General features: G+C 50.4%; 12 protein-coding genes. 6 read left to right on the top strand and 6 right to left on the bottom strand.

Translation table 11 applies throughout. From position 1 onward, the window contains the following. Positions 1-104 precede the first annotated feature (104 nt). Positions 105-1,250 (top strand): lysophospholipid acyltransferase family protein, encoded by a 1,146-nt coding sequence (locus CFX1CAM_RS00725; protein ID WP_087861167.1) that lies wholly within the window; start codon positions 105-107, stop codon positions 1,248-1,250. A gap of 92 nt (positions 1,251-1,342) precedes the next feature. Here the strand turns inward: CFX1CAM_RS00725 and CFX1CAM_RS00720 are convergent, their stop codons facing one another. The 5 genes from CFX1CAM_RS00720 to CFX1CAM_RS00700 all read right to left on the bottom strand — a co-directional run bounded on the left by CFX1CAM_RS00720 (position 1,343) and on the right by CFX1CAM_RS00700 (position 6,174). Continuing rightward, on the bottom strand, positions 1,343-2,707 hold the full coding sequence (locus CFX1CAM_RS00720) for an alpha-amylase family glycosyl hydrolase (RefSeq protein WP_087861166.1): 1,365 nt from the start codon (positions 2,705-2,707) through the stop codon (positions 1,343-1,345). Between the two features lie 65 nt (positions 2,708-2,772). Next, complete coding sequence (locus tag CFX1CAM_RS00715; protein WP_087861165.1) at positions 2,773-3,339, bottom strand: TetR/AcrR family transcriptional regulator; 567 nt, start codon at positions 3,337-3,339, stop codon at positions 2,773-2,775. A 78-nt stretch (positions 3,340-3,417) separates the two neighbouring features. Next, positions 3,418-3,966 carry a GNAT family N-acetyltransferase gene (locus CFX1CAM_RS00710; RefSeq protein ID WP_087861164.1) on the bottom strand — a complete coding sequence of 183 codons (549 nt, stop codon included), beginning with the start codon at positions 3,964-3,966 and terminating at the stop codon, positions 3,418-3,420. A 549-nt stretch (positions 3,967-4,515) separates the two neighbouring features. After that, on the bottom strand, positions 4,516-5,523 hold the full coding sequence (locus CFX1CAM_RS00705; RefSeq protein WP_087861163.1) for a hypothetical protein: 1,008 nt from the start codon (positions 5,521-5,523) through the stop codon (positions 4,516-4,518). Between the two features lie 15 nt (positions 5,524-5,538). Further along, positions 5,539-6,174 (bottom strand): deoxynucleoside kinase, encoded by a 636-nt coding sequence (locus tag CFX1CAM_RS00700; protein ID WP_087861162.1) that lies wholly within the window; start codon positions 6,172-6,174, stop codon positions 5,539-5,541. Positions 6,175-6,370: 196 nt separating this feature from the next. Between CFX1CAM_RS00700 and CFX1CAM_RS00695 the strand changes: the two genes are divergently transcribed. The 3 genes from CFX1CAM_RS00695 (at position 6,371) to CFX1CAM_RS00685 (ending at position 9,460) form a co-directional block, all read left to right on the top strand. Further along, positions 6,371-6,880, top strand: a complete 510-nt coding sequence (locus tag CFX1CAM_RS00695) for a cytochrome c maturation protein CcmE (RefSeq protein ID WP_087861161.1) — start codon at positions 6,371-6,373, stop codon at positions 6,878-6,880. Further along, positions 6,881-8,899 carry a heme lyase CcmF/NrfE family subunit gene (locus CFX1CAM_RS00690; protein ID WP_087861160.1) on the top strand — a complete coding sequence of 673 codons (2,019 nt, stop codon included), beginning with the start codon at positions 6,881-6,883 and terminating at the stop codon, positions 8,897-8,899. 144 nt (positions 8,900-9,043) lie between these two features. Next, positions 9,044-9,460, top strand: coding sequence for a DUF5684 domain-containing protein (locus tag CFX1CAM_RS00685; RefSeq protein WP_197687139.1), 417 nt, complete (start codon positions 9,044-9,046; stop codon positions 9,458-9,460). Between the two features lie 277 nt (positions 9,461-9,737). On the opposite strand, the gene CFX1CAM_RS00680 is transcribed toward CFX1CAM_RS00685, so the two are convergent. Then, positions 9,738-11,504 carry an SLC13 family permease gene (locus CFX1CAM_RS00680; RefSeq protein WP_087861159.1) on the bottom strand — a complete coding sequence of 589 codons (1,767 nt, stop codon included), beginning with the start codon at positions 11,502-11,504 and terminating at the stop codon, positions 9,738-9,740. Positions 11,505-11,676: 172 nt separating this feature from the next. Here CFX1CAM_RS00680 and CFX1CAM_RS00675 point away from each other — a divergent pair, with 172 nt between their 5' ends. After that, entirely contained in the window at positions 11,677-13,533 is a 1,857-nt protein-coding gene (locus CFX1CAM_RS00675; protein ID WP_087861158.1) for a VanW family protein, read from the top strand. Positions 13,534-13,630: 97 nt separating this feature from the next. Next, on the top strand, positions 13,631-13,852 hold the full coding sequence (locus tag CFX1CAM_RS00670; protein WP_087861157.1) for a Trm112 family protein: 222 nt from the start codon (positions 13,631-13,633) through the stop codon (positions 13,850-13,852). Positions 13,853-13,939 lie beyond the last annotated feature (87 nt).

Genomic DNA, 13,939 nt, shown 5'->3' with positions numbered 1-13,939 from the left:
TGATCGGTTATCATTGTCCCCATTGCCCAGGCGAAGGGTTGACTTAACCCGGTCTGAGGCGACACAGCCGTATTGTTAAGGTCAAAACGAGATAGAATCAGAACATGCACAACAAACAAAATAAACCATCAGCCCAAACCATTCGCTATCCCCGAAAGGTGTTGATCAGGAAAACGATGACCTCCCTGGGAAAGGCGCTCTTAACGCTGTTTGCCGATGTGGAAATCCATGGCAGAGAAAAACTGCCCAAAAAAGGCCCTGTGCTCTTGGCGGGCAATCACGCCGCGATTCTGGAAGTGGTCATGCTGGCTGCTTATACTCCGGGAAACGTTGAATTTCTCGGAACTGGCGATATTCCTTTTGACAGAAATTACGCCTTCATCGTGAAAGCCTATGACCTGATTCCCGTCAACCGGGGAAACCTGGATCGGCAGGCATTAAATACTGCGGTCAGCGTCCTGGAGCAGGGCGGGATTTTAGGGATCTTTCCAGAAGGAGGCATCTGGGATGCCGGTCAGATGCAAGCCCAGCTGGGTGCATCCTGGCTCAGCTACCGTGCCCATGCGCCCATCATTCCGATTGGGTTTGGCGGCATCTTAGATGGCTTGCAGAAAGCGATTAAGCTCAAACGTCCCAAATTGGTGATGAATGTCGGTGATCCGATCGCCCCGGTCACCCTGGAACCGGGTCAAGCGTCCCTTAAAGCGATTCTTGAGCGTTCATCGACCCAGTTGCTGGACCAGATCAGGTCGCTGGTTCCTCAGAGTGATGCGCAGTTAAGGCACACAAAGTTAAATGAAGTATTTTCGTTAGAGGTTCAGATTCATTCCGCCAGGAGTGGTACTCCGGTTCCCCTGCCCGAAGATATGCAAATCAAACACGGCTCGGCGTATGCGCGCTTAATGTTTTACCCCGTTATCCTTGATATACTGGTGCGCAACCTGCGGTTACCCATCCATGCGATTAAGGACGTCCAGGAGCGCAAGGCTTTGGAACCGCTGATTGCTGCCTGGAGCACAATTTTGGCTTATCTCGAGGTTAACCCCGGGTTTTTCACTTACCGCTTTGGCGTCGAAGAAGGACTTGCCGTTCAAAAGGCTCTCAACGAACTGCGCCATCTGGCTCTCTGGGTTCAGGAGAGGGACTTATCAATTTCCGTGATACCCTATCACCGTTATCTTGACCAACAAACCGGTGAAGAAGTGCTTGAAAAAGGCGGGCGTTTTCCACACAGCATGCGGGATCGCTGATTTATAAAATAATCAAAATAATCTATTATATAGATATTACTTCACGAGTCGTTGAACAGGCCTGTTCGTACCTGCCCTGCTTCGCACTTGAGTTAACGGGCAGCTTTCAATATCCTCCCCCAGGTTGGTGGAATGGATACCTGCAGGTTTCCCTCAACAGCGGTAAAGGTTTGTCCAGGATTCAACAGGTCAATCAATTGGCCGTTGTTGCCAGGGATGTGAAGATTGAGTTGAACGTCCCTCCCATCGCTATTCAGGATGACCAGGACCATTTCATCATCACTTCGTCGGGTAAACGCGAATTGCTGATGGTCGACAAACACAAGTCTGAAATCACCGTGCCTGATTGCCCCTGAACCCTGGCGAATATCGCCCAGGGTGCGCAATACCCCGGGCAGGTCTGGCAGCCTGGGATTGTTATTCAGGGTGTCAAGATCGAGTTTCGGACGCAGCGGCGCATCGGTGTGCTTTCCTTTTACACCCTGCAGGCCCCACTCACTGCCATAATAAATTGAAGGGATGCCCGGCATGGTATACAGCAACAGGTAAAGTGGATATAACAGGCGATCGTCCAACAACTTGCTGGTCACACGGTCCACATCGTGATTATCAACAAAATTATACAGATATAATCCTTTATAGCGTCCCTGTGTGCCAAACTGGTTATCCAGTGTGTGCGCGATTTCAAAGTAATTCTTATCCTTCAAGCTGGAGAATAGACCTTTATAACTGGCATAATTGGTAACCGAATCCAGGGTGACAGGATTGACCCATTCACTGTAGTTGCCATGCACCACTTCACCCATCAACCAGAAGTCTTCCCTGCGGGCTTTAACAACCTCTCGCAAGGCGCGTAAAAACTCGAAATCGATACAATCCGCAGCGTCCAGCCTGAGCCCGTCGATGTTGAACTCATCCATCCACAGCCTCACTGCGTCAAAGAGATGCGCCCTCACATGCGGGTTGGCGAGGTTCAGCTTTACCAGGGCATAGTGTCCCTGCCAGGACTCATAACTGAAGGGATCCCCAAAGGGGCTGGTTTCGCCAAAACGGATGTTGGCAAACCAATCCACGTAAGGAGAGTTTTCACCCTTTTCTAAAACATCACGAAAAGCCCAGAACTCACGCCCGACATGGTGAAATACAGCATCCAGCACCAGCCGCATACCACGCTGGTGAACGGCTTCTGAAAATCGGGCAAAAGAGGGGTTATCGCCTAACCTTCGATCAACCTGGTAATAATCCCGTGTGTCGTATCCGTGGGTGGATGATTCAAACAGCGGCCCAAGAAAAAGCGCATTGGTGCCAAGCGATTGCGCGTGTCCAATCCAGGGGTAGAGCTGGTTCAATCGCAGTTCAACGGCTGCGCCAATGTGATGCTTCTCGGGGGCGCCCACTAACCCGAGCGGGTAGAGATGATAGAAAATTGCGTTTTGGTACCAAGCGTGTTCGTTCATGATTAAAACCTCATTCACTATATTTACCGGTAGGTATACATTGTTCAAAAAAAATAATCGCTTGTTTAGCTGAAGATGCCATGCATGAACTGGTGCACCGTCTGGTAAACAAGCTCGTCCGTCAATTGGAGTTCCTCATTCAAATACAGACCGATCACGGCATTGACCACCCCTAAATAGGCTGCAGCATAGCGGGCATGCCGCCCTCGCAAATTGCCGTGGTTTTCAGCCGCCTGGATGAAGACTTCTTCAAGGAGTTGGTGTTGTATTGCAGCATAAGGGCGGATCGCCTGATTGCCCTCGCTCTCTGGAGCTGAAAAATACATCCCCAACTGCATTCGATAGCATTCCGTGTGGGTCTGTACAAAGGAAAAGTAAGCTCTGAGGATGTTTTCAAGGGTCAAAACCAGGTCGCCCTGGTAAACTGCACATGGCACGATTTCTGCTAAAAGCCTTCCAGCCTCCCGCTGCAACAATGCCTCCAGTAAGCCGCGCTTGCTATCAAAATAATGGTACAACGTCGGCTTGGTGACGCCCGCAGCTTCGACCACCTCGCGCACGCCCACCGCATCATAGCCGCGCAGGCTGAACAACTCCAGGGCACAATCTAACAATCGTTGGCGATTATCCATGCTTATCATAATATACCGAGCGGTATATTAAGTCAAGGGCTTAGCGCTGCGTTTTTTATTGTTACCGGTAAAAATTATTCATGATTTTTCATCAAATTCCGGTCGATAGTGGGCGACACCCTTCACCCCCTGCATCACCTCGGAATTAAACACACAGATCATAAACGCCTCATCAGGGATATTTTCAAACGCACAACGAATGCTGTATGCACTGGCCGGGGTGAATCCAAAACGCAGGTAATACCCCGGGTGACCAAGAACGACCACAAAGGGATACCCTATCTGCTTCATACGCAATATGCCCGCCTGGCTTAAGCTCATTCCAATGCCCTTACCCTGATAATTGGGCAGTACCGCCAGGGGACCCAAACCCATGCCCTTGATCGATCGACCATGATTCTGGACGATATGCACCGGTGAGAATAAAATATGTCCGACGACCTGTTCCCCGAATTTAGCGACCATAGAGCAAATTTCATCACAATTCAATCTCAAGCGCACAACCACGTTTGCTTCATAATGACTCTGAAAAGCGGTTTGATTCACATGGCATATGCCGTCAATATCCCGGGGGCTTTCTTCTGCGATGTTGATCCCATGCGGCAGGTTTTGTGTTACACGTGTCATGATAATCGATGTCCTCGCGGTTTTCTTGTATCCGATCAAAAGTATAGTTCATGATCAAACATCATGCTCAATTTGAGGAATATGTTTGACCATAAGCTGTGCAGGTGATTAATATCGTTATTCACATCTTTAATTAAGAGAATCTTTAATTCGTAGTCGTCGTAGGGGCTGTGGATATGTGGATAAGGTCTATTGAAGGCTTCTATTTTGCCGCAATCGGCGGATTGTGCTGCATGAAAACGCCAACTATGCCCTGTATTGAAATGATAATGCGAAGACTCACAGCACGAATCTCTCCACAAAAGGTTGTGGAAATAACTTGAAAAAGTCGAGGTAATTTGAGTCATGTCGCAGGGTTGACCATATTTGGCGATTTTTATCCACCTTTTATCCAGAGAAGCGCAGCTTTATTATTGAAAATTTGATCAAGTTATCCACATATCACACAAGTTATCCACAGTTTTCGGGGAGTTATCCACAGTTTTGGGGATAAAATGGCGTGATTTTTTAAAGATATGGAAGCGGATGGAAAATAATTAAATTAATCGGTTAAAACCCGTAGGTGTTTGTCCAGGATTCGATTAAGATCTCAATGCGATCCAGGAAAGAATCCAGAGCCCTGTTTTTGGCCTGACATACGGATTCGCTGAAGTTCAACGTCTTTAAGAAATCATGCCAGACATCAAATCCAGGGGAGGTTTGAGAAAGAGAAAGATGGATATCCAGCCAGGTTCGCAGCAGAGGCCAGACCATGTAAGCCGGGGTTTTGCCATGAGCCAGGGACTTGATGGAACTCACATAATAAGCCTGCCGGCAAGCCCCCAGGTGAGGCGGCGCGTCTGTGGTGTTTGACAGGTAAGCCAGGTCGCCCTCAAAAGCGTCGATCCAGGCTTTGTGTTTGATCTCAATCTCTTCCGAACAGCCTAACAAGCCAAACAAGGCTGCGTAGATATCAGGTGTACCGAGGTCTTGCAAGCGCTGGTCCAGGGTTATCATGAAGCGCCGCGTGGTCAACGGCGGACCGATCAAGCCTGCAAGGGCATTTGTGGACAGGGACAGGGCGTCTAAATAAAGGTCAAGCCAATCCAGGTATTTTTCAGGTGGTTGTTCATTTAATGTGCGCCATATCTCGCGCGCCGAATGCAATAATGGATTTACCCGAGCCAGGACATGATCGGCACGATGAAATTCAGCTGACACGGTGGATTGGATAAATTCCAGCCAGTGGTCACTGTCATAAAGGATGATGTGATAAAATGTCAGGGGATAGCCGATCAGGGCATTTTGACGAAGCTGGCGGGCCGGTTCGAAATCCGACGTGGTTTTATGCAGAATATCCAAGGAGACCTCAGGCGTCAGGGCCAGGGTTTCGCGGGCCACAGGGGCGAGGAATTTATGTACCAGTACAAGGTCGATATCCGTGGTGCCGCCCAGCAGGGGGTCATCACTTAACAAAGACCCTGTCAAATAGGCCGCATGCAGGTCCGGCTCACTGCGGGTTCGCAGTTTGACGGTATCAAGGGCTGCTTTATGAAGAAAATTTTTCGTGATGCGCATGATGCCTCCCCGGATTTACAGATCGATCGGCAAGCTTTCCTGGAATGGAGCCATCTTTAATGCCTGCCTGATGCGCTGGTTGACAGCCTCCAGGTCGTCCGGGTTGCGGACATAATCCAGGTAATTGGTGTTGATGGTCAGGCAATTTTGGGATGGATGGTTGGCAAAGCGCTTTTCGTAGGTCAGGTTGAGGGTGTGAATGTAGTCGATTTCCATCTGCCGTTCATAGGGGCGATCGCGCTGAGCGATGCGCTGCATGAGCACGTCTGTGTCTGCCTGAAGATAAACGACGAGATCGGGCTTGATGATTTTTTCTGCCAGGGCGTCGTGGACATTGTAGTACATGTTTAACTCATCGCCTTGCAGGTTGACTTCTGCAAACAGGCGATCCTTTTCAAAAGTGTAATCCGAGAGCAACCAGGGATTGCTGGCCAGGGCTTCGCGGACGCCCTTATGTTGTTGGTGATAGCGGCTGAGCAGAAAGAAAATCTGTGTTTGGAAGGCGTAGCGTGCACGATCGCTGTAAAAATCGCTTAGAAAGGGATTCTCTTCAAAGATCTCGAGTAGTAAACGGGCATCAAAATAAGGTTGCATCAGCCGAGCCAGGGTGGTTTTACCAACACCAATAACGCCCTCAATCGCAATGTACATTTGACCTTCTCCCTAACATCATTTTGAATATTTATACTATACCATAGGACAGCGATCACGGAAAAAGTCGATCAGGGTCAAGCTCTGGCGGGCACAGTCAGGATTGAACATTTTTCGCTTTTATGCCATTCCTGCCTCTATCCGATATAATGATAAAGCTTAAATTACAGATTGTCGATGACACAGGATCAAAATTATGAAGAAATCCGGTTCTGCTGGATCACAAAATAATCGAATCAAGTTTATCATCGGTGGTGGGCTATTTCTCGTTGCGGTGATCTTAATGGTGATCAGTGCAACAAAAGCAACCAGCGAATTTTTTATGACGGTGAAGGAAGTTCTGGAGGCAGAGGACGATCTGCAGGGACAGAACCTGCGCGTATCGGGTGCCGTGATTGGCGATAGCATTGCCTATGATGCCAAAACGGGTGAACTGAGGTTTGTGATTGCGCACATTCCTGCTGATAAAGACCTGGTCAAGGGCGACAGCGGTCTGAGCGAGGTTTTGCAACAGGCGGTTAATGACCCGAATAACCCCCGCCTGTCCGTCTATTATCGGGGCTCACCGCCGGATATGCTCAGGGATGAGGCGCAGGCGATCCTGACCGGCGCCCTCAATCCTGAAGGGGTGTTCATCGCTGAAGAGCTCCTGTTGAAATGCCCCAGCAAATACGAAGAAGCGTTGCCAGACCCGGTGGAGCGTTAAATGATGCTGTCTGTACTCGGCTACCTGGCTCTGGCCCTGGCTTTTTTATTCGCTGTATTTGGATTGATGGCAGCATTATTTGGGGTGATCCTTAAAGAGCCGACCTGGATTAAATATGCACGCAGCGCTCTGCTGCTGATTTTCCCCCTGGTCACCATCAGTCTGGTCGTTTTACTCCTGATGTTGGCCGGCTTGCATTTTGAGCTGGGCTATGTCTACAGCGTGACCAGCCGTGATATGCCGCTCTACATGCGATTAACAGCCCTGTGGGGCGGGCAAAGCGGCTCGTTGCTGTTCTGGTCGTGGTTGCTGGCGGGGTTTTCGCTCGTCTTTGGGCTGCGGAAATGGCGCCAGGAGAACGACATTTTTGCCTGGGCGCTGGTGGTGGTGTTCTTTACGTTGGGCTTCTTTTTGATGATCAATGTGTTGTTTGAGTCGCCCTTCGAACGCTTGTGGCACATGCCCGATGGCAGTCGCATACTGTCATTACTGCCGCCCTCGGGCGCATGGCTGCTGATCCCTGCAGACGGACAGGGATTGAATCCCTTGCTGCGCCACCCGGGGATGATCTGGCACCCTCCCGTGCTTTATTTGGGTTTTATTGGATTTATCATACCCTTTGCATTGGCTATTGGCTCCCTGGCAGCGGGCAGGCATGATCGGCGCTGGCTTGAAATCGCCCGCCCGTGGATCTTGATCACCTGGATCTTTCTTTCCCTGGGACTTGTGCTTGGCATGCGCTGGGCTTACGACGTGCTGGGTTGGGGCGGGTATTGGGGCTGGGATCCGGTTGAAGTTGCGGCTTTGCTTCCCTGGCTGAGTGCAACGGCTTTGCTGCATACCCAAATTCTACAGGAACGGCGAGACAGCTTCAAACGTTGGAATTATGCGCTGGTGGTTTTGACCTTCGTGCTGGTGATCTTTGGCACCTTTATTACTCGCTCTGGGGTGCTTTCTTCTGTGCATACTTTCGCCGGCGGTTCAATTTGGCTGCCGATGTTAATTTATACGACGGTACTGGTTTTGGTCTCCCTGGGGCTGCTGGCCTATCGCTGGAGGGATCTGCGAGCGGAGTATGAACCCGAATTTGGCTTTAACAAAGAGACCCTGGTTTTATTTACCAACCTGGTCCTGTTAAGCATCTTGGTGATCTGTTTGCTGGGTGTGATTTACCCTTTACTTTCAGAACTGCTCACAAATACGCAGATCACGGTTGGACCTGCCTGGTATAAGCGCATTACCGGTCCGCTATTCATTGTTTTGGTTCTCCTGGTGGGGGTTTGCCCATTGGCGGCATGGAGCGGTACGAACCTGTTACGATTGAAAAAACGTGTGTGGTTCGTGCTGCTGCTTTCAGTCCTTGTGCCGTTATTAACCTGGCTGCTGGGAGAGGTTCGAAACGGTGTGGTGCTGCTCTCCCTGTGGTTGGTCGGTTTTAGCATCCTGGTCATGCTGGCAGACTACCTGCAGCAGGTGATTGCGGCGCAACGCAACCACGGAGGACATATCATCTCGGCTCTGTGGATGCCTGTCAGGCGTAATTTGCGTCGCTATGGTGGTGTACTGGTGCACCTGGGCATTATCCTGATGACCATTGGCATTATTGGGATTGAAGGCTTACAACAGGAAATCCAGACAAGCCTGATCATCGGTGAGCAGGTCGAACTGAGTGGATTTGTTTTCAAGTTCGAATCGCTGGAACATTCTGAAGATGAAGGGCGTTTGATCACAGAAGCGGTGTTGTCCATCAGTCGGGATGGAAAGCCAAGGGGTGTGCTTTACCCACGGCGGGAAATTTTTACGAATATGGGACTGGCAATCACCCACCCTGGATTGAAAAGCAATCTGGCGGCAGACCTGTATGCCATCTTGATCGATTGGCAGCCAGGATCGCAGGATCAGACTGCCTTCAGCATCTATTACAACCCGCTGGTGTCCTGGCTGTGGATTGGTGCCGCGGTGTTGACGCTTGGTGCGATCCTGGCAGTTTTGCCCGAGAAACCTCGTAAAACCCGCTGAGGAAATCAAGGGGGCGGAGTGTTCGATCACGCGAATGGAACATGATACATTTACAAAAATATTGACATTTTTATAGTTTACAAATATAATAAGATTTGTCTGAATTACACTGATTAAAGAAAGTCAATTGAAAGGAAAAGAAATATGTTACCGTTTTTGCCTTATTTGTTGGATGTCCTGGCTCAGGAAGATCAAATCTCATCGGTTGTTGGAGCGATTGGTGGGTTGCTGGGCGGATTAATTGGCTTAGTGCTGGGTATTCTGATCCTGGTAGCGACGTGGAAAGTCTATACCAAGGCAGGCAAGCCTGGCTGGGCGGCTATAGTCCCCATTTACAACCTGTTCGTGCTGTTGGAAATCGTCGGGAGGCCCGGTTGGTGGCTGATTTTGCTGTTGATCCCAATTGTAAATCTGGTTGCGATTTTCATAATCAGCTTTGATCTTGCTCGCTCCTTTGGTAAGAGCACCGGGTTCGGATTGGGGTTGGTGTTCTTTAATTTTATCTTTATGATGATCCTTGGTTTTGGCAAAGCCAAATACATCGGCCCGGCAGCCCGTTAGCGTGTCGATATCAATCAAAAAATAGCCCCGCACCACCGGTGAACGGGGCTTTTTTGTTTACGTGGCGGGAGCCGCTGGGTAATCCGGCTGACCTTTTAGCAGAACCGATCCGTTATAGCAAATTGCGCTCGCTTTTGTCACATTCCAGTGCGACGCTGGCTGAGCTGGAGGAACAGGGCAGGACCTGACCGACAATTAAGGGCTTCCGAGCGGGCTATCACGCGCACAGGTGCCTTATTGAAAAATCTCGGTTATTAAGCATAGTTGATTTGCCCGGTCACAATGGCCACAACCAGGGCACCATTAAAATTGCAACCCCAAAGATCAAAACGGTGAGCATGGCGCCCACTTTGAGAAAATCAAAAAATCGGTAATTGCCCGGTCCATAGACCATCAAACACGCCGGCTCCAGGGGGGTGATGAAGGAATTGCTGGCGCCAATGGCGATCATGATGGCAAAGGCGCGGGGATTGAGGTTCAAATTTGCAGCAGCCTGCATGGCAACCGGCGTGACAATGACCGCAGCAGCTTGGTTCGACATGGGCTGGGTTAATAGCATTGACAGAAAAAAGAACGTCGATAGCAGCAGCAGCGGATGAGACACCCCGATCAGTGCCACAATCTGATCTGCCAGCAGTGTCGCCAGACCGGTTACCTCCATGGCTCGGCCCAATGATAGCATACAGGCAATCAGCAACCATGCGCCCCAGTTCACCTGGCGGTAGGCTTCCTCAGGGGTGATGCAGCGGGTAATAAAGGCAATTAAGGCGCCCAGCATAACGCCCACAGTCAGTGTCAGCACATTGACCGAGACCAGCAGAATCACGCCTCCAAAAATGGCCAGCGCCAGGGGTGCTTTTCTGGTTTCAGGCAAGGATTCTAATTCGCCGCTGATCACCCTGAAACTGATATTCTTTCCCAATCCACGGATCGTTTCCGGGTTGCCCTGAAGCAGCAGTTGATCGCCAACTTGCAACCGGGTCAGGCTGATCCGGCGGCGGATGGTCTCGCCTTTGCGGTTGATACCCAGCACCTGCAGCCCATAGCGATCCCTGAAATTAAGCCCTCGCAGCGTGCGACCGATCAATGGCGACCCGGGAAGCAGGATCACTTCCGCCAGGGAGAGGGTCTTCGAAATATCGGATTGCGGGTCAAATTCACCGGTAAAAGCCACCAGGTTCTTCTCGCGTAAGGTCATCAGGTCGGTTTTGTTGCCCTCAACCAATACGCGATCACCCGGATGGAGGATGGTATATGAACGCGGTTCTACGTGGATGCCCGTTTCTTTTAATATTCGCAGAGCATACAGGTCGTATTCCTTGCCTAAACCGATTTCCTGTAGCGATTTACCAGCCCAGGGGGAGTCTGGGGTGATTTTAATTTCTGATAGGTATGAGAGGATCTCCTGTTGCGGATCCTGACTTTTGGTTTCCCGAATCGGGATGAGGTGCTGTCCGATGAAGTACATGTACAGTAAGCCAACGATTAAAATGGGAACGCCTACAGCCGTCATCTCGAACATACCCAGGGGAGGTAGCCCATATTGAGTTAATTGCCCGCTGACGACCACATTGGTCGATGTAGCAACCAGCGTGACCGAACTGGCAAGGATGGTTGCAAAAGCCATCGGCATTAACATTTTCGAAGGGTTGATTTTCAAGCGCCTTGATAATCCGATTGTCATCGGGGTGAAAAAGGCTGCTGCGGCTGTGTTGGATATAAATGAGCTAATAATCCCTGCAGAGCCGGTGATGATCCAAAACAGCCGTTTTTTATCATCGCCGACCGACTGAATAATCTTCTGTGAAAGAATCTGCACGATGCCGGTGTGCACCAGGGCCGCGGTTAAAATCAATATCCCCAATATCATCAAGGAGGTATCGCTGCCAAAGCCAGCGAAGGCAGTTCTGGCGGGCAGGATGCCGGTGAGGATCAAAGCCATCATCAACCCCAAAGCGATGACATCGGCGGGCAAGAACTCAATCGAAAATAGAACCAGCGCAGCCAGAATAATGATGATCAATAAAACCATTTGAAGGGTCATAACTTGGTCTGCCTTTCCTGTTTAATCTGGTTTGTCTTATTATAAACGAGAAAGTATCCTTGATACTGATGGGAGCCTGGTTGAGGAACCTTTACCGATCTGCAAACGTCTTACTCCTTGCAAAACCTTTTTCTAACACATTTTTAAGACCTATACGGTACAATCGAAAACCATGATCAACAACAATGACCGAACAAATCCATCCCAACAACCGCTGCTGCGCATTTTGTGGGCATTGCCCATTGCCGGGGTGATTTTTAGCCTGGCTCTCATCGCTGCATTGGTGGGCTACGAGGTTGCCTATGCGGATCGGGTTTACCCGGGTGTGCACGTGCAAAATATTGACTTATCCGGAATGACCCTTGAAGAGACCAACGAAAAATTAGCCGATGCGCTCCAATTCAGGCAGCAGGGCACGCTCCAGTTCACTTACCAGGATCAGGAGTGGCGCTTCACGCCTGCTGAGCTGGGTTATCGCGTTGACCCCTCATCCAGTGCTGAAAAGGCGTTTGACGTGGGTCGCGGCGGCTGGTTTGGCGCAAACCTGATCGAGAAAGCCAGCGCCTGGTTTACCGGAGTGCAAATTGCACCTGTTGCGCTTTACGATGAGCGGGTTGCTTTGCAGGTGCTGCAATCCATTGCTGAAGAAATCGATCGCCCGGTGGTCGAAGCATCCCTGAGCTTAGACAATACCGATGTGTCCGTGGTCAGCGGCCAGGTGGGGCTTGAAGTTGACCTTTCAGCAGCGCTGTCAGAAGTTGCGACCCATCTTGTGCAGATGGAAGATGCACCGATCGACCTGATTGTGCATGAAACACAACCGATGATCATGGATGTTGAACTCCCGGCAAAGCAGGCTCGCAAGATCCTCAGCGATCACCTGGTACTGACCGCGCCGGCTACCGGTGAAGATGAAAGCCAATCCTGGTCGATTGCCCCCGGCGATCTGGCGGGGATGCTGACCATTTTACGTGTTGATGACGGGGACGAAACCTTGTATCAGGTGGGGATTAATCAGGACTTGTTCCGCATTTACCTCAGCAGCCTGGCGCCCGGCTTGTTTGTCAACCCGGTCAATGCACGCTTTATCTTCAACGACGATACGCGGCAGTTAGAGGTGCTGGAACCCGCAGTCATCGGTCGAGATTTGGATATCGAAACAACGATTGAGAATATCAATGCGGAACTGCTAAACGGTGTACATGAGGTCCCATTAACCTTCACCACCCTCAAGCCGCCAGTGACCGATGATATGACCGGGGAAGAGCTGGGAATTGTCGAGCAGGTGCAGACATACACCTCTTATTTCTTTGATTCGGGAAGCACCCGCGTGCAAAATATCCGCGCCGGCGCCAGTCGCTTTCATGGCTTGTTGATCGCACCCTGGGAGACCTTTTCTATGGCAGAGGCATTGGGCAATATCAGCCTGGATAACGGCTATGCTGAAGCGCCCATAATCTACGGGGACCAGACCATCCAGGGCATCGGTGGCGGGATTTGCCAGGTGAGCACTACTCTCTTCCGGGCGGCCTTTTTTGCCGGCTTTCCCATCAACGAGCGCCATGCCCATTCCTACCGGGTTGGGTATTATGAGCTGTTGAGCAACGGCGCTCGAGACCCCAATTTAGCCGGTTTGGATGCCACCGTTTATGTGCCGTTTGTTGATCTTAAGTTCACCAATGACACGGATCACTGGCTTTTGATGGAAACTTATGTGGGAAGCGCTTCACTGACCTGGAAATTTTATTCCACCAACACCGGGCGCACTGTGGACTGGCATACCACAGGGCCGACAAACATTGTTAAAGCGCCAGACCCCCTTTATCGCGAGAATCCCGACCTGCCCAAAGGCACGATCAAGCAGGTTGATTACGCTGCTGATGGCGCGAATGTCAGTGTCACCCGCACCGTTTATCTGCACGACCAGGTTTATTTTTCCGATGCCTTCTACACACATTTCGAGCCCTGGCAGGCGATCTTCGAATATGGACCCGGCACGGAAGGCATCCCGGAGCAAAAATCAGATTGAACGGCTTAATCTGAAGTGGTAGACGGATCAGATGAGATAGATTAAAATAAAATCTGTCGCTCAGGAACGCACCTGATGCTGGATTACTGGAGGCTCGATGGTTAATCAAGAATTGCTCGACATGTTACGCTGCCCAAGTTGTGTTCAAAACAGTGAGGGATTGCTTGAATATTTTCAGGAATGCTGGCTGATTTGCCAGGAGTGCGGTCGAAAATATCCTATCGTTGAGGATATCCCGGTGATGTTGATCGACGAAGGCGATAAATGGATTGAGACTGACAAGGCTGACCTGCCGATTCCTCCCCCACCGATTAAATAGCGGAGTTTGGGTAGCTTATTTTTCCCTGGATTGCATTGATCATGTCTGAACCCGGGTTGCTTGTTGCAATTCAGTGCCAGTTGCTTG

The organism is Brevefilum fermentans (genome assembly GCF_900184705.1).
Taxonomy (GTDB): Bacteria; Chloroflexota; Anaerolineae; order Anaerolineales; family Anaerolineaceae; genus Brevifilum; species Brevifilum fermentans.
Note: the sequence above shows the minus strand (reverse complement) of the source record. Positions and strands in the feature narration are given on the sequence as shown.